The sequence below is a fragment of the Rhodocaloribacter litoris genome, assembly GCF_011682235.2.
Lineage (GTDB): Bacteria > Bacteroidota > Rhodothermia > Rhodothermales > ISCAR-4553 > Rhodocaloribacter > Rhodocaloribacter litoris.
This window is the reverse complement of the sequence record NZ_CP076718.1, coordinates 4,198,434-4,224,970: the sequence shown is the minus strand read 5'-3', so window position 1 is coordinate 4,224,970 and position 26,537 is coordinate 4,198,434. Positions and strand designations below refer to the sequence as shown.

Below are 26,537 nucleotides of genomic sequence, written 5' to 3'. Positions count from 1 at the left end.
TTTCACCGAAAGCTGTTCAGGCCCGGCTCCGTCTCCGAAGCGGGTGGCCGGATATAAGCCGCGAAAGCCGGTCCCCGCAGACAGGGCCGGCCTTCGCTGTGCGACGTTGTGAGCAAGCAGGCGGCCCGCTCACTTGATCTCGACCGTGGCACCGGCCTCCTCGAGCTTGGCCTTGATCTGTTCGGCCTCCTCCTTCGAGACGCCCTCCTTGATCGGGCTCGGCACGCCTTCCACCACGTCCTTGGCCTCCTTCAGGCCCAGCCCGGTGATGGCGCGCACCTCCTTGATGACGTTGATCTTCTTGTCCCCGACGCCGGTGAGGATCACGTCGAACTCGGTCTTCTCCTCGGCGGCCGCCGCGGCACCGTCGCCGCCGGCCGGACCGGCCACGGCCACCGCGGCCGCCGCCGGCTTGATGCCGTACTCTTCTTCGAGCAGTTTGGCCAGCTCGTTGGCCTCTTTGATGGTCAGGTTGACCAGCTGCTCCGCGAGTTGTTTGATGTCTGCCATGATGTCCTCCGTTTCCTGCAACGGTCTCTGTCCCCGCGGGGACTGCGTTGCCGATTAAGGGTTGGTGTGGGTTTGGGATGATGGATCGCAGACGGACGCCCGGAAGCCTCCTTCCACAATCCGCATGCGTTCAGGCCTCGCCACGCTCGGCGATCGTCTTGAGCGCCCCGACGAGGTTGCCGCCCTGCGCCTGGAGCCCTCCCACGACGTTCGTGATCGGGGCCAGCAGCAACCCGAGGATGTCCCCGATGAGTTCATCCTTGGATTTGAGGGCCGCCAGGGCTTCCAGCGCATCCTCGTGAAAGACGGCGCCGTCGACGAAAGCCCCTTTCAGGGCGGGTCGCTCCAGGCTGGTTTCTTCGAGGTAGCGCTTGATGACGCGGGCCGGGGCGGCCGGCTCCTCGCTGAAGGCCACCGCCGTGGGACCGTGCAGGTGGTCGAAGAGCTCCTCGTAGCCGCCCACCTTCTCCATGGCCAGGCGCAGGAGCGTGTTCTTGATCACCCGGAACTCGACGCCGGCTTCCCGGAACCGGTTGCGCAGGGTGTTGGCCTGCTCCACGGTCAGGCCCGCATAATCGGTCAGGTAGATGGTGGGGGTGGCCCGGAGCTTCTCCTGCAAGGCCTCGACGGCCACCGCCTTCTGTTCTCTTGTCAGTGCCATGCCTCTTTCCTCGCTTCGCCCGGCGCTTTGCGCGGGCACCGGCCCCGGCGCCCGGCCACACGCCCGGCGGATGACTAGCGTAACGCGTTCAGGACTTCACCGCGATCCAGATGGATGCCCGGCCCCATCGTCGTCGAAAGGGTGATCGAGCGGACGTAGGTCCCCTTGGCCGAAGCCGGACGCAGGCGAAGCACCTCCCGGAGGAACGCCTCCGCGTTCTCCCGCAACTGCTCCGGCGCAAAGGACGCCTTGCCGATGGCGGTATGCAGGTTGCCGAACTTGTCCACGCGGAAATCGATCTTGCCGGCCTTGACCTCCTTGACGGCCTGCGCAATGTCCATCGTGACGGTACCGCTCTTGGGGTTGGGCATCAGGCCGCGCGGCCCGAGGATGCGCCCGAGACGTCCCACCTTGGGCATCACGTCGGGCGAGGCAATCACGACGTCGAAATCGACCCAGCCTTCTTTCTGAATCTTTTCGATGTAGTCGTCGAGCCCTACGTAGTCGGCGCCGGCTTCCCGGGCCTCGGCCTGCTTGCCCTCGTCGGTCAGGACGAGCACGCGCACCTCTTTGCCGGTACCGTGCGGCAAGACGGCCGTGCCGCGCACCATCTGATCGGCGTGGCGCGGGTCCACCCCGAGCCGGACGTCGATGTCAACCGACTCGTTGAAACGGGCCGAGGCGGTCTGTTTGATGAGTTCCACCCCTTTGCCCAGGTCGATCGGCCCATCGACCTGCGCGATCAACTCCTTGAGCTTACGGTAACGTTTCCCTTTCTTTGCCATGATCGGTGCGATCTGTGCGGTTCAAACGCCCGCCGCTGCCGGGCAGGCTCCCGCCGGTTGAGGCTTTCTACAGGAGGGCGATCCCGGACCGGCCCCCCGTCAGACGCTTTCCGGGCGCCCTTCGACCTTGATCCCCATCGAACGGGCCGTGCCGGCGATCATCGAGGCCGCCTTGTCCAGGTCGTAGGCGTTCAGGTCGTTCATCTTCTGCCGGGCGATCTCCCGGCACTGCTCCCAGGTGACGGTTCCGACCCGCTCGCGCAGCGGGTCCGCCGCGCCGGATTCGATGCCGGCCGCCTTCTTCAACAGCACCGCCGCCGGCGGGCTCTTGACGATGAAAGAAAAAGACTTGTCGGTGTAGACGGTGATCACGACGGGCAGCAGGAGGCCCATCCGGTCCTGCGTCGCAGCGTTGAACTGCTTGCAGAACTCCATGATGTTGACGCCATGCTGCCCGAGCGCCGGGCCGATGGGCGGTGCCGGGTTCGCCTGGCCCGCCTTGACCTGCAACTTGATGTAACCTTCTACCTTCTTTGCCATGGGTTCGTATGCGGTTCGAACGCCCGCCGGGGGCAGGCTCCCGCCTCAGGGTTACGGTGTGTACAGATGAAAGGGCCGCGTTCTATGCCCCGCCGCGGACCGGGGTTCCGCATCCACGCAAGCTTCATCCGGGGAGCGCTACTCCTCGTGCTCCACCTGGAGATAGTCGAGCTCTAGAGGGGTCTTGCGGCCAAAGATGGAGACCATCACCTTGACCTTCATCTTGTCCGGATAGACTTCCTCGACGAAGCCGGTGAAGTTGTTGAACGGCCCATCGACCACCTTGACGGCATCGCCCGGCTTGAAGGGGATTTCGGGCTGCTCCCCCATCTCCCGCGCTTCGTCCACCTTGCCCAGGATGCGGTTGACCTCGTCCGGGCGCAGCGGGGTGGGCTGATCGCCGGTGGTCAGAAAACCGACGACCGAGGGCACGTTCGAGATCACGTGCTGCAACTCGTTGTCCAGCACACAGTGAAGCAAGACGTAACCGGGGAAAAAGGTTTTCTCGCGCGTCCGCTTCTTGCCGCCGCGCATCTCGAAGACCGTCTCCGTCGGGATCATGATGTCGGTGATCTTATCCTGCAGGCCCAGCCGCTCGATTTCCCGCTCCAGATAGGCCTTCACCTTCTTCTCATGTCCTGAGAAGGTGCGCAGCACGTACCACTTTCGGATGTTCTCTGTCTTCTGCATGGCCATCCCATTCGCCCGGCGGAGCCGCCTCCCGCTACCGGTAAATAAATTCAAGCACCTGGCTGATCACCCGGTCGACGGCAAAGATGAACAGGGAGATGACGAGCGTGGCCAGCAGCGTGATCCCCGTGTTGCTAATCAGCTCGCGCCGGGCCGGCCAGCTCACCTTCCGCATCTCTTTGACGACCTCTTCCAGGTACGCCTTGACCTTGTTCATTCCGTTCACCTCGCTATGTCAGCATGCAGCACGGGCGGCAGGACTCGAACCTGCAGCCTGCGGTTTTGGAGACCGCTGCTCTGCCAATTGAGCTACGCCCGTAAAATTCCAGGGCACCGCGCCCCGGAACTTCGACTCAGTCCAGGATTTTGGTGACGACGCCGGCCCCGACGGTGCGCCCGCCCTCACGGATGGCGAAGCGCAGCCCTTCCTCCATCGCCACCGGCACGATCAGCTTCACCTTGAAGCGCGTGTTGTCCCCCGGCATGACCATCTCCACTCCCTCGGGCAGGAGAATGTCCCCCGTCACGTCCGTCGTCCGGAAGTAAAACTGCGGACGGTAGCCCTGGAAAAACGGCGTGTGGCGGCCCCCCTCCTCCTTCGAGAGCACGTACACCTCGCACTCAAACTCCCGGTGCGGCGTCACCGAACCCGGCTTGCACACGACCATCCCCCGCTCGACCTCGTCCTTGTCGATCCCGCGCAAGAGCAAACCCACGTTGTCCCCGGCCTGCCCCTGGTCGAGCAGCTTCCGGAACATCTCCACCCCCGTCACGGTCGAGCTCAGCTTCTCCTCCTGCATCCCGATGATCTCCACCGGCTCGCCCACCTTGATCACGCCCCGCTCGATCCGGCCCGTGACAACCGTCCCGCGACCCGTGATCGAGAACACGTCCTCGATCGGCATCAAAAACGGCTTGTCGATGTCGCGCTCCGGCGTCGGAATGTACTCGTCGACCGCGTTCATCAGCGCCAGGATCTGCTGCTCGGCCTCCGGGTCCCCGTTGAGCGCCTTCAGCGCCGAACCCCGGATCACCGGCACCTCCTCCCCCGGAAACTCGTACGCCTCCAGCAGCTCGCGCACCTCCATCTCGACCAGCTCGAGCAGCTCCTCGTCGTCGACCAGGTCCACCTTGTTGAGAAAGACCACGATGTAGGGCACGCCCACCTGGCGCGCCAGCAGGATGTGCTCGCGCGTCTGCGGCATCGGCCCGTCGGTGGCGGCCACGACCAGGATCGCCCCGTCCATCTGCGCCGCCCCCGTGACCATGTTCTTGACGTAGTCGGCGTGCCCGGGGCAGTCGACGTGCGCGTAGTGGCGCTTCTCGGTGGCGTACTCGACGTGCGCCGTGGCGATCGTGATGCCGCGCTCGCGCTCCTCGGGGGCGTTGTCGATCGAGTCGAAGGTGCGCACCTGGTTGGCCGGGTCCTGCACGTGCTTGGCCAGCACCTGCGTGATGGCCGCCGTCAGCGTCGTCTTGCCGTGGTCCACGTGCCCGATCGTACCCACGTTCACGTGCGGCTTGCTCCGAACAAACTGTTCCTTTGCCATGGTCTGCCTTGGATAACGTGTCTGTTATGGAAGCGCGAGCCGGCGAAGACGCCAGAACGCCCCCGCCCACGAAAAAGCGCATCCCGTTTTGCCGGCGGGACACGCCGCATGCGTGAGCCGCCTATCGGATTTGAACCGATGACCCCTTCCTTACCATGGAAGTGCTCTACCACTGAGCTAAGGCGGCGTTTCATTTTTGCAATAACACGCGTTCTTCGAACACATGCTATTGCCGGTGCCTGTTCCCAGCGCATCCGGTCATCCCGACAACGGCAACACCGGAAACCTGCCGGATCGGAGCCCGCCCCATCCCGACGACATCCGCCGGGCCAGCGCCCGCCCCATCCCAACGGCACCCGCCACAGCGGACACCCGGAGGATGAACGCTATGACAAGGATAAAAAGAGCGGGAGACGGGATTCGAACCCGCGACCCTCAGCTTGGAAGGCTGATGCTCTACCAACTGAGCTACTCCCGCCTTACGAACCGGCGCCCTCCGGCTGCCGGTTCCGGCTGAAGCCGGGAGCCGGAGGCCGGGAGCCATCAGCCGTAGTGGACAGGGGAGGATTCGAACCTCCGAAGGCGAAAGCCACTGGATTTACAGTCCAGCCCGGTTGACCGCTTCGGTACCTGTCCCGTTCGCGGCGCGTCGATGCGCCACAGCAGATGCTTTAAAGAGCAAAAAGGCACCTTGTGCCGGCTGAAGACAAGAATTTAATGTAAAGAGCTGGCGGAGGGAGTCGAACCCCCAACCTGCTCATTACAAGTGAGCTGCTCTACCGTTGAGCTACGCCAGCTGCTCCAGCCGGTTCGAGGCCTGACAAGACTTCCAATTTACGAACGTGCTTTTCCCCTGTCAACCGAGCCTGGAATACAGGGCGAGCGCATTCTAAAATAGGCTAGTGTTAATGGCCTGGGATGTCGTAAGCTGTGCCGGTTCGTCAGCCGTTCCAGTTTGCTCCCCTCCGTTCATGTCTGAGACCTGCTTTATTCGCTATTTTGACCACCTTGAGGACCCCCGACGCGATCAGGGCAAACGCCACCGGCTCGAGCACGTGCTCGTGATCGCCCTCTGTGCCGTTGTTGCCGGTGCTGAGGGCTGGGATGACATCGCCACGTTCGCCCAGGCCAAAGTCTCCTGGCTGACCCAACGGCTCGACCTCAAACATGGCACGCCCTCGGGCGACACCTTCCGCCGCGTCCTGGCCGCCATCTGCCCGGAGGCCTTCGCCCGCGGCTTCGTACGCTGGGTGGAGGCGCTGGCCCAACAGACGGCCGGCGAGGTCATTGCCATCGATGGCAAGACGCTGCGCCGCAGTTACGACAAAGACGACCCGAAGGCCGCCCTGCACATGATCTCGGCCTGGGCGTGTGAGCAGCATCTGGTGCTGGCGCAAGAGAAGGTCTCGGCCAAGAGCAATGAGATTACCGCGATTCCGGCGCTTCTGGAGGTGTTGGACCTCGAAGGCTGCATTGTGACGCTCGATGCGATGGGCACGCAGACCGAGATTGCCGAAGCGATCTGCGCGCAGGGGGCGGACTACGTGTTGGCCCTGAAGGGCAACCAGGGCCTGCTCCACCGTGAGGTGCGGGCCTACTTCGAGCAGGGGCGCACGCGGCACTGGCGGGCGATGCCGGTCGCCTACGCGGAGCGCTGTGACCTGGGGCACGGGCGCAAGGAAGTGCGTCGGCTGTGGATCTCGACCGATGTGGCCTGGGTGCCCAAGGCCGAGGCGTGGCGTGACCTGAACAGCCTCGTGATGGTCGAACACGAGCGCCACACGCAGCAGGGCGTGAGTCTGGAGCGCCGCTTCTACATCAGCAGCCTCGCGACCACAGCGGAGCAGATGCTGGATATCATCCGGAGTCACTGGGGCATTGAGAATCAGCTGCACTGGGTGCTCGATGTGGTGTTTCGGGAGGATGAGAGCCGTATTCGGCGCGATCACGGGGGGCAGAACATGGCGGTGGTGCGGCAGCTAGCGCTCAACCTGTTGCGCAAGGACGAAACGAAGCGGTTGAGTCTGCGCATGAAGCGAAAACGGGCCGGTTGGGACGATGCCTTCCTGGCGCAGATCGTCGGAATTTAGAATGCGCTCGCCCTGCTGGAATAAAGGATCCATGAAGGATGCCGGCTCAGGCCTGCTCTTCCGTTCCGGCGACCGGCCGCCTGCGATGACGCCGGTAGTAGCGCCACAGCTGCACGAGCACGAACAGCCCGATGGCGGCCCCTACAACCCAGCCATAGGTGCGGAGGTACCCCCGCACGACCTCCCAGTTCTCCCCCACCATATAGCCGAGATAGGCGATGAGCGTCGTCCACACCGCGGCGCTCAGCGTGGCGAAAGCCGCCGTCTTCCAGGGATGCATGTGCGCCATGCCGGCCGTCAGCGAGATCACCGAGCGGAGCCCGCTGAGAAACCGGTTGGCCGCCACCACCCAGTAGCCCCATCGCCGAACCCAGCGGCGTGCCTGCCGGATCCGGTCCTTCGGGAGCCAGCGCAGCCGCCGGGGATCGAGCACGGCCTCGCCGATGCGATAGCCGATCGCGTACATCGTCATAAAACCGAGGGCGCCGCCGAGGGTCGCAAGTACCACCACCACGGTGAAGTCGAGCCGGCCGACGCCCACCAGGTAGCCGCCGAAGACGACGACCATATCCCCGGGAATCGGCGGGACCACGTTCTCGCCGTAGGCAATGACGAGCAGGGCCACATAGGCCCACAGCGGCGGCAGGGCCGCCATCCACTCGAAGATGTCGGTAAAAAGTTCGCCCATAGCGGTATGGCGCTAGCCGCCGGCGGAGGCCAGCAGGCAGACGGCCCAGGCGGCAGCGCCCTCCCGGGCTCCGACGAACCCGAGCCCTTCGGAGGTGGTCGCCTTGACGGAGACCTGCCCGGGCTCCAGTTCCAGCGCCCCCGCGATGTTGGCCCGCATGGCGTCGATGAAGGGGCGCAGCTTTGGCCGCTCCAACGCCACGGTCGCATCGAGGTTCAGGATCCGGTAGCCGGCCTCGCGCACGCGGCGGCCCACCTCGGCCAGCAGCAGCCGGCTGTCGGCCCCACGCCAGCGTTCGTCGGTGTCGGGAAAATGGAGCCCGATATCTCCCAGGGCGGCGGCCCCGAGCAGGGCATCGGCGACGGCGTGCAGCAGCACATCGGCGTCCGAATGGCCTTCCAGCCCTTTCTCATGCGGGATCTCCACCCCGCCGAGGATCAACGGCCGTCCGGCCACCAGCCGGTGCACATCGTATCCGATCCCGATCCGCATCGCTTGCCTGCGTTTTTTGCGTTCGAGGTTCCGCGTTTCTCGACCGGAAGCACGTGGCCGGACCGCTCGCCTACCGGCCCGCCGCCTCTTCCGGGATCTCGGCGGCCCACTGAGGCCAGAAGCGCCGGGCCCACTCCCAGTCCCCGGCCGTGGTGAGCTTGACGTTCTGTTCGCTCCCTGGCACGATGGCGACCGCATGGCCCAGCCGCTGCACGAGTTCGACGTCGTCGGTGGCCTGCACCCCGTCCCGCCGGGCCGCTGCATGGGCCTCCTCGAACCAGTCGCGGCGGAATCCCTGGGGGGTCTGCATACGGAAAAGCCCTTCCCGGGGCACGGTCTCGCCGAAGAAACCCTCAAGCCCGTACCGGAGCGTGTCGGAGACCGGAAGGGCAAGGGCGGCGGCCCCGTGCCGGCGCACGTGATCGAGCACCCGGCTGACGTCCTCGCGGCGCACGAACGGGCGAACGGCGTCGTGCACGAGCACGATGGCGACGTCGTCCGGCAGGGCCTGCAAGGCCGCGCCCACCGACGCCTGCCGCGTCCCTCCGCCCGGCACCACGGCTTGCAGCTTGTGCACCCCGGCCCCGCGCAGCGTCGCCTCCAGGGAAACGACGGCCCCGGGCGGGACGGCCACGACGATCCGGTCCACCTCCGGATGCCGCTCAAAAACGAGCAGGGTCTGCACGAGCAGGGGCCGGCCGCCGAGCTGCCGGAACTGTTTGCGGGGACCTCCCATCCGCCGGCCCGTTCCGGCCGCCGGCACGAGCACGGCCACCGGACCGGCGTGCGCCGTGGAGAAAAGCCGCGTGCTGTCTTCGCGGTTCGACATAGGGCCCCGGACGCAGACGGCCCGCCTCAAAGGATCAGCATCGCGTCGCCAAAAGAGAAGAGCCGGTACTTCTCGCGAACCGCCACCCGGTAGGCCTCCATGATGAAGTCGTAACCGGCAAAAGCCGCCACGAGCATCAGCAGGGTGCTGCGCGGCATGTGAAAGTTGGTGATCAGCCGCTCGGTGATGTGAAAGTCATAGGGCGGATAGATGAACTTGTCCGTCCAGCCCCGGTTGGCTTTCAGGGTATAGGCCGCCGACAGGCTCGACTCGATGGCCCGGACGACGGTCGTGCCCACGGCGGTCACATGGTGGTCGGGAGATTCGAGTGCCCGGTTGACGATCTCGGCCGTCTGCGGCGAAATGTCATAGTATTCCGAGTCCATCCGGTGTTTCGTCAGGTCTTCCACCTCGACCGAGCGGAACGTACCCAGCCCGACGTGCAGCGTCACCGGAGCGATCTGCACCCCCTTGGCCCGGAGCTTCTTGACCAGCGACTCGGTGAAGTGGAGGCCGGCCGTCGGTGCGGCCACGGCACCGCGCTCCCTCGCAAAGATCGTCTGATACCGGTCACGGTCCTCTTCTTCCACCTCGCGCTTGATGTAGGGCGGGATGGGCGTCTGACCGATTTCGTCGATCTTCCGGTAGAGTTCTTCGTTCGAACCGGCAAAGACGAAGCGGATCGTCCGCCCGCGCGAGGTGGTGTTGTCGATCACCTCGGCGACGAGCCCGTTCTCAAAGTACAGCTTGTTGCCGATGCGGATCTTTCGTGCCGGATCGACGATCACATCCCAGAGCCGGCTCTCGGGGTTCAGCTCACGGAGCAAGAATACCTCGATGCGCGCGCCGGTTTTCTCCTTGCTGCCGTAGAGCCGTGCCGGAAACACCTTGGTGTTGTTGACCACCAGCACATCGCCGTCGTTGAAATAGTCGACGATGTCCCGGAAGACACGGTGTTCGATGGTCTGTTTCTTCCGGTCGAGCACCATCAGACGAGCGCTGTCGCGCGGCTCGGCCGGATACTTGGCAATAAGTTCTCTGGGATATTCGTAGACGAAGTCCGAAAGCTTCATAGACGCTTTGCACTACGGAGATGACGATCAACGAGGAGCCGGTCGCGGATGCGGACGTATCCCACGTCTGCCGGCTCCACATGGCCCTTGAAGAATGCCCGGGAGCGAGGCGGCCGGTACCAGCCGCCGGCCCCGCACTCCACGACGCCGCACCGAGACGAGCCCCTGCACTTTCCTGTGAGCATGACGAGAAACGTCGCCGGTCCGCGCCTTTACGGCTTCCTGACCGGCCGCGCAGGCACCTGAAACGCCCTGACCGGGCGGGTTTCGAACGAGTTGATAATATAACCTCGTTTTCTGCCCGCTCCAAACAGAGGCCGGGCCTTTCTCGCCCGGGTTCCCGCGCTACACGTTGAATTCAACGAGAACTTGACGGCCTCGGGTGCCGGTGATTAGGTTTCGCCGGTTCCACTTTCCCCGCCTGATCTTCCATGCGCGTGCCCCTGTACCTGCTTGCCGCGGTGCTGTCGGGTTGCGACCACGGCCTGGCCCCGCCGGAGACACCGCCCGCCGGGGCCATCCGGGGCGTCGTCACCTACACCGGCACCTGGCCGCCCCGCAGCGAGGTGCGCGACCTCCGTTTCGTCGCCCTGCGCTTCATCCCCCGGGATACGACCGACCTGCTCCAGCTCAACCGGATGGTCTTCAGCGAGACGCTGGCCTACGGCGTACCCGCCGACACGTTCTTCATCGACAACGTGGAGGCGGGCACGTTCCCTTTCAGCGGGGTGGCCCAGCGCTTCGGGACCGACCCGCTGGCCTGGCGCCCCGTCGGGCTCTACCGGGAGAATGGCGGCCTCTTTCAGGTCCGTCCCGGCGAAGTCACGGAACTGTCCCTCACCGTCGATTTTGCCAACCCGCCCCCCTTCCCGCCCTGAACGCCCGGAGGCTACCGGGACGTACGCCGGTGTGAACGTGGGCTCCAGGCTGCACACGCGATGTTTCAGGTCTTCATCCGAACCTTTTTCGATCCGCCCTCCAGGCGCTCCGTGCCGGCCCTGTGGCTGTGCCTGTGCCTGGCCGCGCCGGCGGCGGCGCAGACGGGAACGATCCGCGGGACCGTTCAGGACGCGGACGCACAGCCGCTTCCCGGTGTCCACGTGGTGGTGGCAGGCACCCCGCGCGGGACGGCCACCGACGCGGCCGGGCGCTACCGCCTGGAGGGGCTGCCGGCCGGCGAGCACCTCCTTGCCGTCTCGGCGGTGGGCTTCCGGCGAGCCGAGCGCACCGTCCGCCTGGCGCCCGGCGACACGCTGACGGTCAACTTCGTCCTGGAGGAGGTCGTGCTCCAGTCCGGAGAGGTGGTGGTGACGGCCTCGCGGCGGGCGCAGCTCTCGAACACGGCACCGGTGAGCCTGTCCGTGATGACGCCCCGCGAGCTGGAGACACGAAACGTGGTGGCACTCGACGAGGCCCTCCGTTATGTGCCGGGCGTGCAGGTTCAGGAGAACCAGGTCAACGTGCGCGGTGCCTCGGGCTTCGCCTACAACACGGGCAGCCGTGTCCTGCTCCTGCTCGACGGGGCCACGCTGCTGACGCCCGACAGCGACGGCCTCCCGCTCGATGCCCTCCCGATGGCCCAGGTCGAGCAGATCGAGGTACTCAAAGGCCCCGGCTCGGCCCTCTACGGCAGCGGCGCCCTGGGCGGGGTCGTGCACGTCATCACGAAACCCTTTCCCGAGACCCCCTCGTCCTCGGTCCGGCTCTTCGGCGGCGTCTACGAACCGGTGCGGTACGCCCTCTGGCGGGAAAAATGGGACGATGCCGGGCGCGCGCGCCCCTTCGGCGGGGCAACGCTCACCCACGCCCGGCGCCTGAACGACCGCCTCGGCTTCTGGTTCAACCTGGCCTACCGTGCCGACACGGGCTACCTCAACTTCAGCCGGCTGTGGCTCGTCCAGGGCTACGCCAAGGTAGGCTACCGGCCCCGCCCCGGCCTCCGCCTCGACGTGCTCGCCGGCCTGCTGGCCCGGGAACGCGACAATTTCCTCTTCTGGAACGGCGGCCGCGATGCCCTCAACCCCGGCAACCTGTCCTTCACGCCCGGCACCTCGCCCACGGGCACGAACGACGCCTTCAACAACCAGTTCAGCCTGCTGCCCGCCTTCACCCACGTCGTCAGCGAGCAGGTGTTCTATACCCTGAAGGCCCGCCTTTTCGCCGTCGTCATCCGCCCGATCGACGACGTGACGGGCAAGCCCCGGTCCGTCGCCGACGGCACGCTCGGCTTCCGCTACGGCGGCGAAACCCAGGTCAACTGGCAGGTGCGGCCGGGCCACCACCTGACCACCGGCGCCTCCTTCGACGCCAACCTCACCCGCTCCTCCTTCTACGTAACCACCGACGGCGACGAACTCGGCGGCCAGCCCGAAGCCGCCCTCTTCGCCCAGTGGGAAGCGACCCCCGGCAACCACCTTCAGGCCGTCGCCGGCCTGCGCTTCGACGCCTACCGCATCGATGCCGCAGAAACCGTGACCCGCCTCAGCCCCAAGCTCAACCTGGCCTACACCCCCGGCCCGAGCCTGACGTTGCGGGCCGCCTTCGGGCAGGGCTTCCGCGTGCCCAGCCTGGCCGAGCGCTTCACCGACAACCGGGACTTCGTCCCCATCGCGCGCAACCCCGAGCTCCGCCCCGAGGAAAGCACCAGCGTGGAAGCAGGGCTGCGCACCCTCCTGCCGCTCTCCCGCACCGGCGGCATCCGCCTCGACCTGGCCCTCTTCTGGAACGACCTGGCCAACCTGATCGAGCCGAAGTTCGTGCCCGAACGACGGGCCTTCCAGTTCGTCAACCTGACCAGGGCCCGCATCCGCGGGCTCGAAGCCGCCCTCGACCTCGACCTGGCCGACGAGCGCGTGCGAACCCGGCTCGGCTACACCTTCCTCGACGCCAACGACCGCACCGCCGGTGCCCCCCTCCCCTTCCGCCCCCGTCACCTCCTCCTGGCCTCGCTCGATGCCCGCCTCATCGGCCCGCTCGAAGCCGGCTTCGACTACCGCTTCGCCAGCCGCCCCGAGCGCGTCGAATCCGACTTTGCCCGCTTCGTCCCGGACGCCGACCTGCTCGTCGACACCCGCGTGCTCGACCTCCGCCTGGCCGTCCGGCACGGCGGCCTCCACCTCGCTTTCCTCGTCAAAAACGCCCTCGAATACTACTACCTCGAACGCCCCGCCTACCTGGCCGCCCCCCGGAACTACACCCTGCGACTCCAGTGGACCCACTGAGCACGGACCGGGTAATATTAGAGGTGTGGAGATGTGGGAAGGTGGAAGGATCTGTCATCCGCGACATACCGAGCGTGCAACGCTCCCCTTGCCATGACCTGGCCCGCTTACCTGGCCCTGCCCCGCGACGCGCTGCGCGCGCGTGCCCGCCGGGCCGTCGCCACCCTGGCGGACTGCCGCGCCTGCCCACGTGACTGCGGCGTCAACCGGCTCGAAGACCGCTGGTCCGCCTGCAAGACCGGACGTTATGCCGTCGTGGGCAGCTACTTTCCCCACTTCGGTGAAGAAGATTGCCTGCGCGGCTGGAACGGTTCCGGCACCATCTTTTTCTCGCACTGCAACCTGCGCTGCGTCTTCTGCCAGAACTGGGAGATCTCCTGGAACATCAAGCCGGGCCGCCCGGACTCGCCCGCCGGGTCGCCGCCGGAGGCCATCGCCGGCATGATGCTCGAACTCCAGGGCCTCGGCTGCCACAACATCAACTTCGTCACCCCCGAGCACGTCGTGCCCCAGGTGCTCGAAGCCGTGGCCGTCGCCGTGGAGGAAGGCCTGCGCCTGCCGATCGTCTACAACACCAGCGCCTACGACGCCCTGGAAAGCCTCGCCTTCCTGAACGGCATCGTGGACATCTACATGCCGGACTTCAAGTACTGGAGTGCCGAGCGAAGCCGCACCTACCTGAAGGCCGAGAACTACCCGGAGGCCGCCCGGGCCGCCATCCTGGAGATGCACCGGCAGGTGGGCGACCTCGTCCTCGACGCCGACGGGCTGGCCCGGCGCGGCCTCATCGTCCGCCACCTCGTCATGCCCGGCCACCTCGACGAAACCCGTGCCATCCTCGAATGGATCGCCGCCGAGCTCGGCCCGAACACGTACGTCAACCTCATGGACCAGTACTACCCCTCGGGCAAGGTGAGCGCCACGCAGTACGCCGAGATCAACCGCCGGCTGACCTCCGACGAGTTCCGCCAGGCCCAAACGATGGCCCGCGACCTGGGCCTTCGCCGCCTGGACACACGCCGCCCCCATCCCCGGCTCCTCAACCGCATCTGGATGCGCAGGGCCGCGTCACACGGCCTGTAGGCCGTCCCGGGCCGCGACCGTGAGCGACGCCGCTCAGCCGTCCCGACCGGCCTCGGCTGCCTCACGGGCCAGGCAGGCCCCGTTCGTCGCGAAGACCCGGGCCAGAAAGCGGGCACTGGCCTTCGGCGTGCGCGCCTGCGTCCGGTAGTCGACGTGCACGATGCCGAACCGCTTCGTGTAGCCGTAGCTCCACTCGAAGTTGTCCAGCAGCGACCAGGCGAAGTAGCCCCGGATGTCGATGCCGTCGGTGAGGGCACGGCACAGGGCACGCAGGTGCGTCCGGAAATAGTCGACGCGCAACGGATCCTCGATGCGCCCGCCGGCACACCGGGGTGGATCGTAGAAGGCGGCCCCGTTCTCGGTGATGAACAGGGGCGGCACGTCGAAGGAGCCGTGGAGCCAGGCCAGCGTGTCGTAGAGCCCGTCCGGGTACACCTCCCAGCCCATCTCGGTGTAGGTCGAGGTGGGTTGCGGGACGGTCTTTGCCTGCAGGGGCGGTGCGTCCGGGTCGAAAGCCGTCACGCCACGGGTATAATAGTTGACCCCGAGGAAGTCGATGGGCGCTGCGATGCGTTCCACGTCGGCCTCAGGGATCTCCGGCCAGGCCTCCCCGAAGATCTCCGGGAGCAGGTCCGGATAGCGGCCGGTCAGGACCGGCTCGACGAAGATCCGGTTCATGTAGGCGTCGGCGCGGGCCGTGGCGGCGCGGTCCTCTTCGCTGTCGGTCGCGGGGTACTTCGGCTCCAGGTTGAGCACCAGCCCGACGGCGTGGCGCCCGAAGGCGCGGTAGACCTCGACGGCCCGGGCATGGGCCCGTAACAGGTTGTGCGCCACGCGCGGCGCCTCGAACAGGTTGCGGTGGCCGGGCGCCAGCCCGCCGTTGAGGTAGCCGCCGTCCATCACCACCCAGGGCTCGTTGAGCGTCGCCCAGTACGGCACGCGGTCGTCGAGGGCGCGGAAAAGGGTCGCGGCGTAGTCGGCGAACCACCCGGCCACGTCGGGATTGAGCCACCCGCCCCGGTCGTCGAGCGCGGCGGGCAGGTCCCAGTGGTAGAGGGTCACGAACGGGGTGATCCCGTGCGCCAGCAGGGTGTCGACGAGGCGGTCGTAGAAGGCCAGACCGGCGGGGTTGACGCGTCCGGTGCCTTCGGGCAGGATACGGCTCCAGGCGACGCTGAAGCGGTAGGCTTTCACCCCAAGGGCCTGCATGAGCCGCACGTCGTCCTCATAACGATGGTAATGGTCGCAGGCCACGTCGCCCGTGCCGCCGTCGACGATGCGACCCGGGGTGCGGACGAAGCGGTGCCAGATGCTCGGACCGGCCCCGTCGGCCAGCGGCGACCCCTCGACCTGATAGGCGGACGTCGCCACACCCCAGAGAAATTCCTTCGGAAAGGTCATCGGATTGTGGGTTTCAAATTTGAGGTTACAAATAAATAGCGTTGGTCCATGCTATTGAAGGCGTCGTTGTGCAGCGCGATGTAGCCGCACCCTTCACGGGTGCGCCCCATGGCCCACAGGAGAGCCCGGGCTGGACGGGACGCGCAACGCGTCCAGATCCGCGGCTACACGTGGGCCGTTCGCTAAGGGCAGCCATGCCCTCCATAACCATGACCTCCGCTAAAACTTCGGGATTGCCTTATTCCTGCCCTGACGTCTTCGTGCAAAAACGCCGTCCTCGATCTGTGATCCGGGTGCCACGGCCGGGAGGATGAGAGCACCGGAAACCGCAACGACGTCCCGGCTTCTCGCCGCGACGCCTCAGGACCCGCCCCGATGAAGAATCACCCGGTGCGCCTGCCCGTCCCGGAGGAGCGGCACGCGCACGCCGCCCGCCTCGATCGCGAGCGGCCGGCCGTCGAACGTGGCCCGGGGGCGTTCGTGGTTGGACGCCGTTCGCACGTCGACATGGTAGACCGTCCCCCGGTCGTCGGGCCGGTAGGTGAAGCGCACACCGGGCCAGTTCCCGGGCAGGACGGGGCGGAGCACGAGGTACCGCCCGTCCTCCAGCCGGAGGCCCAGCAGCGATTCCAGCACCACGCGGTACATCCACCCGGCCGAGCCGGTGTACCAGGTCCACCCCCCGCGCCCGACGTGGGGCGGCTCCCCGTAGACGTCGGCGGCGATGACGTAGGGCTCCACCCGGTAGCGGCCGGCGGCCTCGGGCGTGGCGGCGTGGGCCACCGGGCTGAGCATGCGGAGGAGCGTGGCGGCCCGGTCGCCCCGTCCGGCTTCGGCCAGCGCCCGCACGGCCCAGAGGGCGCCGTGGGTGTACTGCCCCCCGTTCTCGCGCACCCCCGGCACGTACCCTTTGATGTACCCCGGATCGTGCGGCGTCCGGTCGAAGGGCGGGGTGAGGAGGCGGATGAGACCGGCCCGCTCGTCGACCAGGTGAGCTTCGAGGGCGTCGAGGGCCTGCCGGGCGCGTTCGGGCGGGGCGACGCCGGAGAGGACGGCCCAGGCCTGGGCGATGGCGTCGATGCGGCATTCGTCGCCGGCGGCGGAGCCGAGCGGGGTGCCGTCGTCGTAGTAGGCGCGGCGGTACCAGGCGCCGTCCCAGCCGGCCTCGTTCAGCGCCGAACGCAGGGCGGCCCGGTACGCTTCGTAGCGCTGCCGCCGCGCGGTGTCGCCCCGCGCCTCGACGAACGGCATGAAGAGGTCGAGCACGTGGTGCAGAAAGAAGCCGAGCCAGACGCTCTCGCCGCGTCCCCCCCGCCCGACGCGGTTCATGCCGTCGTTCCAGTCGCCCGTGCCCATGAGGGGCAGGCCGTGTGCCCCCCGCGTGAGTGAGCGGTCGATGGCCCGCACACAATGGGTATAGACGTCCCCCGCCTCGCCCGAAGGCCGGGGCTGGAGAAATGCTTCGTCCTCGCCTTCGTCGAGGAGACGGGCGGTAAGGAAGGGCGCCGTTTCGTCGAGCACGCCGCGGTCGCCGGTCGCATGGACGTAGAAGGCGGTGACGTAGGGCAACCAGAGCAGATCATCCGAGAAGCGGGTACGCAGGCCCCGGTCGTCCGGCGGGTGCCACCAGTGCATGACGTCGCCCTCGACGAACTGGTGGGCGGCATGGAGCAGGATCTGCGCCCGCGTCAGGTCGGGGCGCGTGTAGACGAGCGCGGCGGCATCCTGGAGCTGGTCCCGGTAGCCGAAGGCGCCCCCGGCCTGGTAGTAGGCCGAGCGCCCCCACATCCGGCAGCTCAGGTTCTGGTAGAGGAGCCACCCGTTGGCCATGAGGTCGATCTCCGGCGCGGGCGTCGCAATGTGCACCCGACCGGTGAGGTCCTCCCAGAACGCCCGGACGCCTTCGAGGGCGGCGTCCGCCTGGCCGGCATCGCGGTAGACGGTCGCCAGGCGCAGGGCCTCCTCCTCATCCCCGCCCTGCCCCAGCAGCACCAGGCAGGTCACCGTCTCGCCCGGCGGGATCGTGAACGACGACTGAAACGCCAGGCAGGGGTCCAGCCCCGAGCCGGTCCGGCCGTCGAGGCGGTCGTCGTGGACGAGGGCGGACGGCGCGGTGAGGTGGCCGGCCGGTCCCAGGAACGCCGTCCGGTCTGTGGTGAAGGAGGTCTCCCCGGCCGGAGGGTCCACGGCCAGCGTGGCGAACGTGACCTGCCCTTCGTACGGGCGGTTTACCGGGTTACGCGCCAGCAGCACCCCGTTCTGCTCCGACGTGACCACGTGCGGCGCCGTCTCGTGCGGGTGAACGCCCATCACCAGCCGGTGGTAGGCCACCACCGAGAGACGCCGCGGCACCGTGCCCCGGTTCGTCAGGTGCAGGCGCGTCACCCGGACGGGGTCATGGCGAGGTACGAACAGGGTCGTCTCGCAGGCCAGGCCACGGCTCTCGTGGCGGAACGTCGTATACCCGAAGCCGTGCCGCACCTCGTAGCCGCCCGCGCCGGGCACCGGACCGGGCAGGGGCGACCAGAACACCCCGTCGTCCTCGTCCCGCAGGTAGAGCGCCTCGCCATACGGATCCGAAACGGGGTCATTGAACCAGGGCGTCAGGCGGTTCTCGCGGCTGTTGACGCTCCACACATAGCCGGCCCCGCTTTCCGTCACCAGGAAGCCGTGCCGTTCGTTGGCGACGACGTTCGTCCACGGCAGCGGGGGGCGGCGTAGCGCCCGGGTACCGTCGGGCGCGAGGCGGATGACATAGGCCTTCCCGTCCGCGCTGAAGCCGCCGTAGCCGTTGTCGAACCGGAGGGGCTCCTCTGCCGCGCGGGCCGGCGATCCGCCGGGGGAGGCGGCCGGCGGGTCCACGGGCCGGTAGCGGGGCGTGCGGGCCGGGGGGAGTGTCACGACCACGGGCCGCACCTCCGCCGTCACGCCGGACAGCGCCCGGCGGATCGCCTCCCGGCTGCGCAAACGGTCCACCATCTCCCACACGGCCGCCTCCGTCGCGCCCCCTCCGAGGAGGAACGTCACGGTGGCCTGCCCCCCCGGCGGCAGGTCGAGCGGCACGCGCAGGCTGGCGATGGCGTCGAGGACGCTGCCGGTGGTGCCGCCGAGCGCTGCGCCCGGGTCGAGCGCCCGCGGGCCGGTCACGTCGCGCCCCCGGCCGAGAAAGGCCATGCGGTCGGTCTCGAAGGTCACCGTGGCCGGCGGGTCCGTCACCAGCGTGTGGACCAGCCACCCCGGCAGGTCGTCGGGGCTGCGGAGACGGCGGCGGGCCACGAGCGCCTGCCGGCCGGCGTCCCAGGCGGTCTGCACGAACAGCTTGGAAAAGGCGGGATGCGACGCATCCGCCCCGGGGGTGTTGAGCACGACCTCGGCATAACTCGTCAGGTCCAGACGGCGGCGTCGGGTGCCGTGATTGACCACCGTCACGTGCCGGAGATCCACACCGGCCTCGTCCGAAGCTACCGGCACCACCACCATCCGCGTCGTAAGGTCACCGTCCCGCCGCTCGAAGAGGGCCGCTTGCGGCCCGAAGCGCACCGCGTACTGATCGGGTCGCCGGCGCACGGGCAGGTAGCCCGCCGACCAGAGGGTCCCCGCCTCCAGGTCGCGGACGTAGATGAAGTAGCCGTCGGTATCGGACGTGGGGTCGGGCCGGTAGCGCGTCAGCGCAAGGTCGCCCAGGTACACCCCTCCCGCGCCCAGCGGGGTCAGCTCGGTTCGGAGGGCGCCGCGCACCAGCACCAGGTCGTTTTCGGTAACATACGTAGCGTCATGCATCGTCAATCCGGTTTAACCTTTCATGCCGCCCACCATGATGCCCTGGAGGTAATAGCGCTGCAGGGCGAGGAACACGACGAGGACGGGCAGGACGGTCAGGACGGCGCCGGCCATCATGCGCTCGGTATCCTGCACGTGCTCGCGCGAGAACGTCGCCAGGGCGACGGGCAGCGTGTACATGTCGTGGTCGGTCAGGACGATCAGGGGCCACATGAAGTCGTTCCAGGCACCCATGAACGTGAAGAGGGCCAGCGTCACCAGGACGGGCCGAAGGAGGGGCAACACCACGGACCAGTAGATCCGGAACTCGCCCGCGCCGTCGATGCGGGCCGCCTCGATCAGGCTACCCGGCACCGAAAGGGCATACTGGCGGATGAGGAAGATGCCGAAGATGGAGGCCATGCCCGGGATGATGACGCCCGCATAGGTGTTGACCAGCCCCAGGTATTTCATCAGCAGAAAGAGGGGCAGCATGGCCACCTGCACGGGCACCACCATCGCCGCCAGCAACGTGCGGAATAGCCGGTCCCGCCCGGGGAAGCGCAACTTGGCGAAGGCATACCCCGCCATGGAGTTCAGCAGCAACGACAGCAGCGTGACGGCAACGGCGATGAGGGTGCTGTTGAACAGGTAGCGTCCCATGTTCAGCCGGGTGAACAGCTCGCCGTAGTGAACGAGCGTCGGTGCCTCGGGCCAGAGCGGCGGCGGCACCGCATGGGCCGCTCCCGATGGCATCAGCGAAACGGACACCATCCACAGGAGCGGGAACGCCGTCAGCGCGGCCGCCACCAGCAGCACCGCGTACATCGCGACCTTGAGGAGCATCTCCCGTCTCATCCCGTCCCCTCCATCCCCGCTTTCTGCAGCCGGAGCTGGAGCACCGTCCCGGCCAGGATGATCACGAACAGGACGAACGCCACCGCAGCGGCATAGCCCATGTTCCACCACTTGAACCCTTCCTCGTACATCAGGTAGACGACGCTGACGGTGCTCTGCAGCGGCCCCCCCTGCGTCATCACGTACGGCTCGGCGAAGAGCTGGAAATAGCCGATCATGGTGACGACGCCGACGAACAGGAACGTGGGCGCCAGCATCGGCAGGGTGACGTGCCGGAACTGCCGCCAGGGCCCGGCCCCGTCGATGCGGGCGGCCTCGTAGAGGGTCTCGGGAATGGCGGCCAGGCCGGCCATGAAGATGATCATGTTGTACCCGAAGTTCTTCCAGACGGCGAGCAGGATGATGGCGGGCATGGCCCAGTCGGGATCGCCGAGCCAGTCGATGGGGTCGAGACCGAAAAAGCCCAGCAGGCCGTTGAACAGGCCGTAGCGGGTGTCGTAGAGGTAGCGCCACACCAGCGCCACGGCCACGAGCGTCGTCACCACGGGGGCGAAGAACACGGTGCGGAAGAGGGCCTTGAACCGTACGAGACGGCTGCTCACGAGCAGGGCTGCCCCCAGCGACACGGCCACCGTCAGCGGGCCACCCGCGAAGACGAAGTACAGGGTGTTGCCCAGGGCTTTCCAGAAGAGGGGATGCCGGACGAGCGCCACGTAGTTGCGCAGGCCCACGAACCGGGCGTTGCCGGCATCGGCCAGGGCATAGATGTCGAAGTCGGTGAAACTGAGGACAAAGGCGGCGGCCACCGGCAGGAAAAAGAAGACGCCGATCACCGCGAGGGCGGGTGCCAGGAAGAGCAACGCGGCCCGGACCGTGCCGTCCCCCGTCGCCTGCCGCATGGCGCGGGCGGCCCGCTTCCACCGGTGAAGCCCCCTGCGATCCGCGTTCATTCCGCACCTCCCTCCCGCTCGCGCCGGGCGAGCATCCACCGGCGTTTCTCCAGCAGGGCATCCACGTCCCGGTTGAGGGCGGCCAGCGCCCGGTCCACCGTCATCCGGCCGAAGACGACGGCTTCGGCATAGGTGCGGATGAGCGTGGCGATGCGCTCCCACTCGGGCACCTTCGGGGTGGGCTTCACGTGCGCGAGCTGCTCCCGGAACGCACGGGCATACGGGTTGGCGACGAGGACGCTGTCGTCCCAGGCTTCGCGGCGGGCGGGCAGGTTGCCGAGCAGTTCGTGGAAGCGCACCTGCGTCTCGGGGCGACTGAGATACGCGATCAGCGCCCAGGCTTCCGGCTTGTGGGCCGCGTCGCGGAACATCACCAGGCTGCTCCCCCCGGCCACGGAGGTACCCGGCCACGTGCCGGGGCCCGGCATCGGCGCGGTCATCCAGTCGTCCTGCACCGCGGCGGGCAGGCGCTCGCGGAACCCGCCGATGTTCCACGGGCCGGTGATGTAGAAGGTGAAATAGCCCCGGGCGAACTCCTGCCAGACGTTGGGCACCTGTGTGTTGGCCACCTTCGGCGCCCATCCGTGGCGAAACATGTCGGTGTAGAAGGTGAAGGCCCGGCGGAAGCCGGGGCTCTCAAAGTTGCCGTAGCGTCCCCCGTCCCGCAGCATCGGATCGGGCTGCTGGAGGGCCAGGATGATGGGCGGTTCGAACTCGTTGACCGGCAGCAGGATGGCGTAGCGATCGGATCCGGCCTGCCGCTTGAGGGCCGCAAGCATGGTCGTCCACTCGTCCCACGTCCTCGGCGGATGGTCGAAGCCGGCCTGTGCGAGCAGGTCGGTGCGGTAGAAAAGCAGGCGGGTATCGACGTACCAGGGGATGCCGTAGACGGCCCCGTCGATCACGTTCGTCTCCCAGATGCCGGGGAAATACGCGGTCGAATCGACCCCGTCCGTGCCGTCGATCCAGGGGGTGAGGTCTTCGAGGGCGCCGAGGGCGGCGAACTCGGGGATCCAGGTGTTGCCGAGCTGGCAGAGGTCGGGCGTGGCGTCGCCGGCGAAGGCCGTCAGCAGCTTCTCGTGCGCCGAGGCCCAGGGGATGGGCTGCACCCGCACCCGGATACCGGGATGCTCCCGCTCGAAGTCGGGCAACAGCCGGGCCACCACGTCCCCCTCGGCCCCCATCGCCCAGAAGTCGATCTCGACGACCTCCTCGCGGGAGGCCGCACACCCGCCCGCGAGCATGGCCAGCAGGACCGGTATCACGATGGAACGACGCATGGACGATCGGTCTGGTGCGTGGTGTGAACGGGTAGATCACAGACGGTCATCGTCGCTCCAGGAGGATGCTGCTGACCACGGGCGCCCCGGCGCCGGCCTCGAAGGTGAGGACCAGCCCCGTGCCGCCCGTGACGACGACGTCGGCGGTGCGGGTGGTCGCCCGCCAGCGACCGGTGCCGGCGGCCAGGTCGAGCCCGGCCAGCAGCGGCCGGGACCCGGCCCGGACGCCGAAAACCCGCTGTGCGGGCGTCTCGTGCTGTGCCTCCATGAACCCGAGGGTCACGCGGTAGCGGCCGTCGGGTACGTCGAAGCGGTAGGCCTGGACGCCCTCCCGGTAGGTCTGAAAGAGCGGGTCGTCGGCCGTGCTGGTGATGCGGTGGTGGGTGCGCCGGGCCGTCCCCCCCACATGGCCCCAGCCCCCTGGCGCATAGGGGCGATCCGGCTCCCAGACCACCCCGGAGCCGTCCGTGTAGGCCTCGTGCGCCCCGGCATTGACCGCCAGCACGGCGGGTCCGCGTCCCTCGAAGAACCCTGTCCGGTCCTCGAACGCGACGTGGGCCACGTCGACCACGGGCCCTCCCCCCTTCCATCCCCGGGCTTCCAGCCGGTGCATGCCGTCCGACCAGTTCACCAGCCACCGGGCCGTGGCATTCACCACCGGCTGCCACCCCTGCGAGATGCCGTCGACAAGCAGCTCTACCGAGTCGGTGTTCGCATAGACCCACACCGGCTGCCGTCGATCCTCCGGGCGGCTCCCGGCCCGCCGCGACCACTCGCGGGCGATGTAGAGCACCGGCTCGTCCCGGAGCCGGGCCCGGTAGTAAAAGGCGATGTCTTTCGGGGTCCGGTCGAAGAAATACAGGCCCTTCTGGTTGAGGGCGTTCTTCGTGTCCTGGCGAAGGGCCGAGCCGAAGTCGAACTGGTTCCACACGGCCGTGCCGGCCAGATAGGGCCGAGCCTGGAGCTGGGCGAAGCTCTCGCGGTGGAACGCCTGCTGGTGCTCGGAGGAGAAGTCGAACGGCACAGGCCCCGTGGTGTGGACGCGCTCGTCGCTCCCGGCCCCGTACTCGCTCACCATCAGCGGGCGGGCGGGATGACGGGCATGCAACGTGTCCAGGAACGCGCCCAGGTCGGCGAAGGTGCCGTAGTACCAGCCGAAGTACAGGTTGAGCCCGAGGACGTCCGGGATGTCCTGGAAGCCGCTGCCGTTGTTCACCTCGCCGTGGGAGATGGCCGTGACCGTGTGGCGCGTGGGGTCCTCGGCCTTCGCACGGGCCTCGAGCCGGCGGGCCAGGGCCACGACGTCGGCCCGGTACGCGGTGTCGACGGGTGTGGTTTCGCGCAGCAGGATCTCGTTCATGTACCCCCAGAACAGCACCGAAGGGTGGTTGTAGTGCTGCCGGATCATCTCAACGAGCATCCGCTCGGCATGCGCATAGAACGCCTCGGAACGGGTGATCATGTTGACCACGGGGATCTCCTCCCAGACGACGAGGCCCAGCCGGTCAGCGGCTTCGAGCACGGCAGGATCCTGCGGGTAATGCGCCAGGCGAAGGAAGTTGAAGCCGTTCTCTTTGACGATCTCCACGTCGCGGCGGTGGGCGGCATCCGGCAGGGCATTGCCGAGTCCGGGCAGGTCCTGGTGCCGGTTCGTGCCGAAAAGGCGAATGGGTTGTCCGTTGAGGAAGACGCCCAGCTGCGGATCGACCCGGAGCCACCGGAACCCCAGCGGCTGTACCACCACGTCCCGACGGTGCGTTCCGGTGTAGAGCGACGCTTCCACGTGGTACAGGTACGGATCGGCGGGCGACCACAGGCGCGGGGCGGAGAGCGTGTCGCTCACCTGCTCGAACGGCGCCCGCCCGCCGGGCGGCACCTGCACCGTGCTGCGGAGCACCGCTACCTCGCGCCCGCCGGCCTCTCGCACCCGGCTGACCACCTCGACCGCCGCCGGCGCCGCCCCCGCATTGACCACCGTGCCCCGCACGCGGACCGTCGCCGCCTCCCCGGTCACGAGCGGCGTGTCTACGTAGACGCCCGGCCCGGCGTAGTCGAGCACATCGAAGTGCACCGGGTCGGTTGCCAGCAGCCAGACGTCGCGGTAGATCCCTCCATAAAACGTGAAATCGGCGTCGAGCGGAGGGATGTCGTCGTCGTGCCGGTTGTCCACCCGCACGGCCACCAGGCTGGGCCGGTCGAAGGTCACGGCGGCGGTGATGTCGAAAGCGAAGGCGGTGTAGCCGCCCACATGGCTGCCCACGTGAAGGCCATTGACGTACACGTCGGCGACCTGGTTGGCCCCTTCGAAGTAGAGGAACAGGCGCCGCCCGGCCAGCGAAGGATCGAGCACGAGCCGCTTCCGGTACCACCCCACGCCACGCCGGTAGCCGGGCTCCTTGTCGAAGGCGTCCCGGGCATTCCACGTGTGGGGCAGATCGACGACCTCCCAGCCGGCATCATCGAGGGCCGGGTCGGCGGCGCCGGGCGGGACGGCCTCGGCGGGAGCATAGCGCCAGCCGTCATTCACCGTAAAGCGCACCCGCTCTCCCCTCTCTTGCGCCTGCGCCTCCCACCAGCCGGCCGGCAGGACGAGCAGCACCAGGAGGACGCCGTACGGAAGAAGCGATGCAGATCGTCCGGGCATGGCAGGCCTCCGGGTCAGTCGTGCAACTTGCGTTCGGCGGCCTGCCAGGAGCCCCGGCGCATGGGCACGTACATGGCGCCGGCAGCCTCCAGCCGGTCGAACAGACGCTCGCGCATCTGTTCGGCCACCTCGCGAAACGCCGGCACGTCGATCAGGTTGTGGCGCTCCTCGGGGTCGGCCTGCAGGTCGTAGAGCTCGGCCAGGTCCCAGATGCCGTGGTAGTAAATGTACTTGAACCGGTCGCCGCGCAGGGCGAACGTCGTCGGCGTATGGGGGAACGCGTGCTCCCAGTAATATTCGTACAGAAACTCGCGGTCGTCGCCGGGGGCGGATGCGCCCGTGAGCAGGTCCAGGAACGACTGCCCGTCCATCGGGATCGACGACGTGGCGCCCGTCAGTTCGAGGATCGTCGGGGCCACGTCGATGTTGCGCACGAGCCCGTCGACGACCGTGCCGGGACGGATGAAGCCGGGCGCCCACGCCAGCATCGGCACGCGGATGGATTCCTCGTAGGCGTTGCGCTTGTCGATCAGGCCGTGCTCGCCCAGCAGGAAGCCGTTGTCGCCCATGTAGACGACCAGCGTGTTTTCCGCCAGGCCGTGCGCTTCCAGGAAATCCATCACCCGCCCGATGCTTTCGTCTACGGCCAGCAGGGACTCGGCATAGCGGCGGTAGAAGTCGTCGAAGTCCATCTGCCCGTGGTAGGCATAGTCGACGCCGTGCCAGCTGTAGCGCTGCTCCCGGACCCATCGCGGCTTGTTCCGGTAGTTGGACTCGGTGTTGGCCATGGTGGGCGGGTACGGGATCGCCACGTCCGCATACCGCCCGGCGTGGCGGTCGGCCGGCTCGAACTCTGCATGGACGGCCTTGTGGGAGAGGTAGAGGAAAAACGGAGCGCCGTCGCTCGCCCGTTCGCCGAGCCAGTCCAGCGCATAGTCGGTGAGCAGGTCGGTGATGTAGCCCTCCCGGCGCACCCGCTCGCCGTCGATGTTGAGCGTGGGGTTGACGTAGACGCCCTGTCCCCGGAAGCTCACCCAGCGGTCGAAGCCGGGCTGCGGGCTGTCGTCCACCTCGCCCATGTGCCACTTGCCGACAAAGGCCGTCCGGTAGCCGGCCGCCTGCAGGTCCGCCGGGAAGAAGCGGGTGCCCGGGGGGATCGGGCTGGAGTTGTCCACGATACCGTGCCGGTGCGCGTACTGACCCGTGAGGATCGAGGCACGGCTTGGCGAGCAGAGCGAGGTGGTGACGAAGGCGTTCTTCAGGTGCGCCCCCTCGGCGGCCATGCGGTCCATGTTCGGGGTTTCCAGGAAGTCGGGCGCATGTTCATGGAAGCCCATGAAGTCGTACCGGTGGTCGTCGCTGAGGATGAAGACGACGTTCCTCGGCGCCGACGCGGGTTGCCGGGCCAGGACCGTCCCTGACCCGATGAGCAT

General features: G+C 67.7%; 22 protein-coding genes and 5 tRNA genes. 4 read left to right on the top strand and 23 right to left on the bottom strand.

The features are described from left to right. Nucleotides 1–129: 129 nt before the first annotated feature. The 12 genes from rplL to GQ464_RS17475 form a co-directional block, all read right to left on the bottom strand. Complete coding sequence (rplL, locus tag GQ464_RS17530) at nt 130–510, bottom strand: 50S ribosomal protein L7/L12 (protein ID WP_166980551.1); 381 nt, start codon at nt 508–510, stop codon at nt 130–132. A gap of 130 nt (nt 511–640) precedes the next feature. After that, nucleotides 641–1,171: a 50S ribosomal protein L10 gene (rplJ, locus tag GQ464_RS17525; protein ID WP_166980549.1), complete on the bottom strand. Its 531-nt coding sequence runs from the start codon at nt 1,169–1,171 to the stop codon at nt 641–643. Between the two features lie 74 nt (nt 1,172–1,245). Continuing rightward, a complete protein-coding gene (gene rplA / locus GQ464_RS17520) occupies nt 1,246–1,956 on the bottom strand; it encodes a 50S ribosomal protein L1 (protein WP_166980547.1) in 711 nt (236 codons plus the stop codon). A gap of 99 nt (nt 1,957–2,055) precedes the next feature. Then, nucleotides 2,056–2,496 carry a 50S ribosomal protein L11 gene (rplK, locus tag GQ464_RS17515; RefSeq protein ID WP_166980545.1) on the bottom strand — a complete coding sequence of 147 codons (441 nt, stop codon included), beginning with the start codon at nt 2,494–2,496 and terminating at the stop codon, nt 2,056–2,058. Between the two features lie 138 nt (nt 2,497–2,634). Further along, complete coding sequence (gene nusG / locus GQ464_RS17510; protein WP_166980543.1) at nt 2,635–3,186, bottom strand: transcription termination/antitermination protein NusG; 552 nt, start codon at nt 3,184–3,186, stop codon at nt 2,635–2,637. A 34-nt stretch (nt 3,187–3,220) separates the two neighbouring features. Beyond that, entirely contained in the window at nt 3,221–3,403 is a 183-nt protein-coding gene (gene secE, locus GQ464_RS17505) for a preprotein translocase subunit SecE (protein ID WP_166980541.1), read from the bottom strand. Between the two features lie 29 nt (nt 3,404–3,432). Beyond that, nucleotides 3,433–3,505 (bottom strand) — tRNA-Trp (locus GQ464_RS17500). Nucleotides 3,506–3,539: 34 nt separating this feature from the next. Next, complete coding sequence (tuf, locus tag GQ464_RS17495; RefSeq protein WP_228350410.1) at nt 3,540–4,736, bottom strand: elongation factor Tu; 1,197 nt, start codon at nt 4,734–4,736, stop codon at nt 3,540–3,542. A 115-nt stretch (nt 4,737–4,851) separates the two neighbouring features. Further along, a tRNA-Thr gene (locus GQ464_RS17490) sits at nt 4,852–4,923 on the bottom strand. A gap of 218 nt (nt 4,924–5,141) precedes the next feature. Next, a tRNA-Gly gene (locus tag GQ464_RS17485) sits at nt 5,142–5,214 on the bottom strand. Between the two features lie 75 nt (nt 5,215–5,289). Then, a tRNA-Tyr gene (locus tag GQ464_RS17480) sits at nt 5,290–5,372 on the bottom strand. 89 nt (nt 5,373–5,461) lie between these two features. Then, nucleotides 5,462–5,533, bottom strand: a tRNA-Thr gene (locus GQ464_RS17475). Between the two features lie 174 nt (nt 5,534–5,707). On the opposite strand from GQ464_RS17475, the gene GQ464_RS17470 reads away from it, so the two are divergent. Beyond that, a complete protein-coding gene (locus GQ464_RS17470; protein WP_166982023.1) occupies nt 5,708–6,826 on the top strand; it encodes an ISAs1 family transposase in 1,119 nt (372 codons plus the stop codon). A gap of 46 nt (nt 6,827–6,872) precedes the next feature. Here the strand turns inward: GQ464_RS17470 and GQ464_RS17465 are convergent, their stop codons facing one another. The 4 genes from GQ464_RS17465 to queA form a co-directional block, all read right to left on the bottom strand. Beyond that, nucleotides 6,873–7,514: a DedA family protein gene (locus GQ464_RS17465; RefSeq protein ID WP_166976487.1), complete on the bottom strand. Its 642-nt coding sequence runs from the start codon at nt 7,512–7,514 to the stop codon at nt 6,873–6,875. A 12-nt stretch (nt 7,515–7,526) separates the two neighbouring features. After that, complete coding sequence (gene ispF, locus GQ464_RS17460; protein ID WP_166976488.1) at nt 7,527–8,006, bottom strand: 2-C-methyl-D-erythritol 2,4-cyclodiphosphate synthase; 480 nt, start codon at nt 8,004–8,006, stop codon at nt 7,527–7,529. Between the two features lie 70 nt (nt 8,007–8,076). Further along, a complete protein-coding gene (gene ispD / locus GQ464_RS17455; protein WP_166976489.1) occupies nt 8,077–8,835 on the bottom strand; it encodes a 2-C-methyl-D-erythritol 4-phosphate cytidylyltransferase in 759 nt (252 codons plus the stop codon). 26 nt (nt 8,836–8,861) lie between these two features. Further along, a complete protein-coding gene (queA, locus tag GQ464_RS17450; RefSeq protein WP_166976490.1) occupies nt 8,862–9,908 on the bottom strand; it encodes a tRNA preQ1(34) S-adenosylmethionine ribosyltransferase-isomerase QueA in 1,047 nt (348 codons plus the stop codon). Between the two features lie 431 nt (nt 9,909–10,339). On the opposite strand from queA, the gene GQ464_RS17445 reads away from it, so the two are divergent. The 3 genes from GQ464_RS17445 to GQ464_RS17435 all read left to right on the top strand — a co-directional run bounded on the left by GQ464_RS17445 (nt 10,340) and on the right by GQ464_RS17435 (nt 14,212). Next, the gene (locus GQ464_RS17445) at nt 10,340–10,786 is read left to right on the top strand and encodes a hypothetical protein (protein WP_166976491.1); all 447 of its coding nucleotides are present in this window, start codon (nt 10,340–10,342) and stop codon (nt 10,784–10,786) included. A gap of 60 nt (nt 10,787–10,846) precedes the next feature. Continuing rightward, the gene (locus tag GQ464_RS17440) at nt 10,847–13,129 is read left to right on the top strand and encodes a TonB-dependent receptor (RefSeq protein ID WP_166976492.1); all 2,283 of its coding nucleotides are present in this window, start codon (nt 10,847–10,849) and stop codon (nt 13,127–13,129) included. Between the two features lie 93 nt (nt 13,130–13,222). Then, nucleotides 13,223–14,212 carry a radical SAM protein gene (locus tag GQ464_RS17435; RefSeq protein ID WP_166976493.1) on the top strand — a complete coding sequence of 330 codons (990 nt, stop codon included), beginning with the start codon at nt 13,223–13,225 and terminating at the stop codon, nt 14,210–14,212. A gap of 33 nt (nt 14,213–14,245) precedes the next feature. Here GQ464_RS17435 and GQ464_RS17430 read toward each other — a convergent pair whose 3' ends face one another. The 7 genes from GQ464_RS17430 to GQ464_RS17400 all read right to left on the bottom strand — a co-directional run bounded on the left by GQ464_RS17430 (nt 14,246) and on the right by GQ464_RS17400 (nt 26,537). Then, nucleotides 14,246–15,613: a GH1 family beta-glucosidase gene (locus GQ464_RS17430; protein ID WP_166976494.1), complete on the bottom strand. Its 1,368-nt coding sequence runs from the start codon at nt 15,611–15,613 to the stop codon at nt 14,246–14,248. 360 nt (nt 15,614–15,973) lie between these two features. Continuing rightward, complete coding sequence (locus GQ464_RS17425) at nt 15,974–19,393, bottom strand: GH36-type glycosyl hydrolase domain-containing protein (RefSeq protein WP_166976495.1); 3,420 nt, start codon at nt 19,391–19,393, stop codon at nt 15,974–15,976. Nucleotides 19,394–19,405: 12 nt separating this feature from the next. Continuing rightward, nucleotides 19,406–20,218, bottom strand: coding sequence for a carbohydrate ABC transporter permease (locus GQ464_RS17420; RefSeq protein ID WP_228350409.1), 813 nt, complete (start codon nt 20,216–20,218; stop codon nt 19,406–19,408). Between the two features lie 8 nt (nt 20,219–20,226). Next, nucleotides 20,227–21,129, bottom strand: a complete 903-nt coding sequence (locus tag GQ464_RS17415) for a carbohydrate ABC transporter permease (protein ID WP_166976561.1) — start codon at nt 21,127–21,129, stop codon at nt 20,227–20,229. A gap of 47 nt (nt 21,130–21,176) precedes the next feature. Further along, the gene (locus GQ464_RS17410) at nt 21,177–22,460 is read right to left on the bottom strand and encodes a sugar ABC transporter substrate-binding protein (protein ID WP_166976497.1); all 1,284 of its coding nucleotides are present in this window, start codon (nt 22,458–22,460) and stop codon (nt 21,177–21,179) included. Nucleotides 22,461–22,506: 46 nt separating this feature from the next. Further along, nucleotides 22,507–25,104, bottom strand: a complete 2,598-nt coding sequence (locus GQ464_RS17405) for a glycoside hydrolase family 2 TIM barrel-domain containing protein (protein ID WP_166976498.1) — start codon at nt 25,102–25,104, stop codon at nt 22,507–22,509. A 14-nt stretch (nt 25,105–25,118) separates the two neighbouring features. Further along, a complete protein-coding gene (locus tag GQ464_RS17400; RefSeq protein ID WP_480383401.1) occupies nt 25,119–26,537 on the bottom strand; it encodes a sulfatase family protein in 1,419 nt (472 codons plus the stop codon).

Coding starts and splice junctions, on each gene's coding strand:
- GQ464_RS17430 (WP_166976494.1), bottom strand. CDS start 15,613: ATGACCTTTCCGAAGGAATTTCTCTGGGGTGTGGCGACGTCCGCCTAT.
- rplK (WP_166980545.1), bottom strand. CDS start 2,496: ATGGCAAAGAAGGTAGAAGGTTACATCAAGTTGCAGGTCAAGGCGGGC.
- ispF (WP_166976488.1), bottom strand. CDS start 8,006: ATGCGGATCGGGATCGGATACGATGTGCACCGGCTGGTGGCCGGACGG.
- GQ464_RS17405 (WP_166976498.1), bottom strand. CDS start 25,104: ATGCCCGGACGATCTGCATCGCTTCTTCCGTACGGCGTCCTCCTGGTG.
- GQ464_RS17400 (WP_480383401.1), bottom strand. CDS start 26,537: ATGCTCATCGGGTCAGGGACGGTCCTGGCCCGGCAACCCGCGTCGGCG.
- GQ464_RS17435 (WP_166976493.1), top strand. CDS start 13,223: ATGACCTGGCCCGCTTACCTGGCCCTGCCCCGCGACGCGCTGCGCGCG.
- GQ464_RS17440 (WP_166976492.1), top strand. CDS start 10,847: ATGTTTCAGGTCTTCATCCGAACCTTTTTCGATCCGCCCTCCAGGCGC.
- ispD (WP_166976489.1), bottom strand. CDS start 8,835: ATGTCGAACCGCGAAGACAGCACGCGGCTTTTCTCCACGGCGCACGCC.
- secE (WP_166980541.1), bottom strand. CDS start 3,403: ATGAACAAGGTCAAGGCGTACCTGGAAGAGGTCGTCAAAGAGATGCGG.
- nusG (WP_166980543.1), bottom strand. CDS start 3,186: ATGCAGAAGACAGAGAACATCCGAAAGTGGTACGTGCTGCGCACCTTC.
- rplJ (WP_166980549.1), bottom strand. CDS start 1,171: ATGGCACTGACAAGAGAACAGAAGGCGGTGGCCGTCGAGGCCTTGCAG.
- tuf (WP_228350410.1), bottom strand. CDS start 4,736: ATGGCAAAGGAACAGTTTGTTCGGAGCAAGCCGCACGTGAACGTGGGT.
- GQ464_RS17470 (WP_166982023.1), top strand. CDS start 5,708: ATGTCTGAGACCTGCTTTATTCGCTATTTTGACCACCTTGAGGACCCC.
- queA (WP_166976490.1), bottom strand. CDS start 9,908: ATGAAGCTTTCGGACTTCGTCTACGAATATCCCAGAGAACTTATTGCC.
- GQ464_RS17425 (WP_166976495.1), bottom strand. CDS start 19,393: ATGCATGACGCTACGTATGTTACCGAAAACGACCTGGTGCTGGTGCGC.
- GQ464_RS17410 (WP_166976497.1), bottom strand. CDS start 22,460: ATGCGTCGTTCCATCGTGATACCGGTCCTGCTGGCCATGCTCGCGGGC.
- rplA (WP_166980547.1), bottom strand. CDS start 1,956: ATGGCAAAGAAAGGGAAACGTTACCGTAAGCTCAAGGAGTTGATCGCG.
- GQ464_RS17465 (WP_166976487.1), bottom strand. CDS start 7,514: ATGGGCGAACTTTTTACCGACATCTTCGAGTGGATGGCGGCCCTGCCG.
- GQ464_RS17415 (WP_166976561.1), bottom strand. CDS start 21,129: ATGCGGCAGGCGACGGGGGACGGCACGGTCCGGGCCGCGTTGCTCTTC.
- GQ464_RS17420 (WP_228350409.1), bottom strand. CDS start 20,218: ATGCTCCTCAAGGTCGCGATGTACGCGGTGCTGCTGGTGGCGGCCGCG.
- rplL (WP_166980551.1), bottom strand. CDS start 510: ATGGCAGACATCAAACAACTCGCGGAGCAGCTGGTCAACCTGACCATC.
- GQ464_RS17445 (WP_166976491.1), top strand. CDS start 10,340: ATGCGCGTGCCCCTGTACCTGCTTGCCGCGGTGCTGTCGGGTTGCGAC.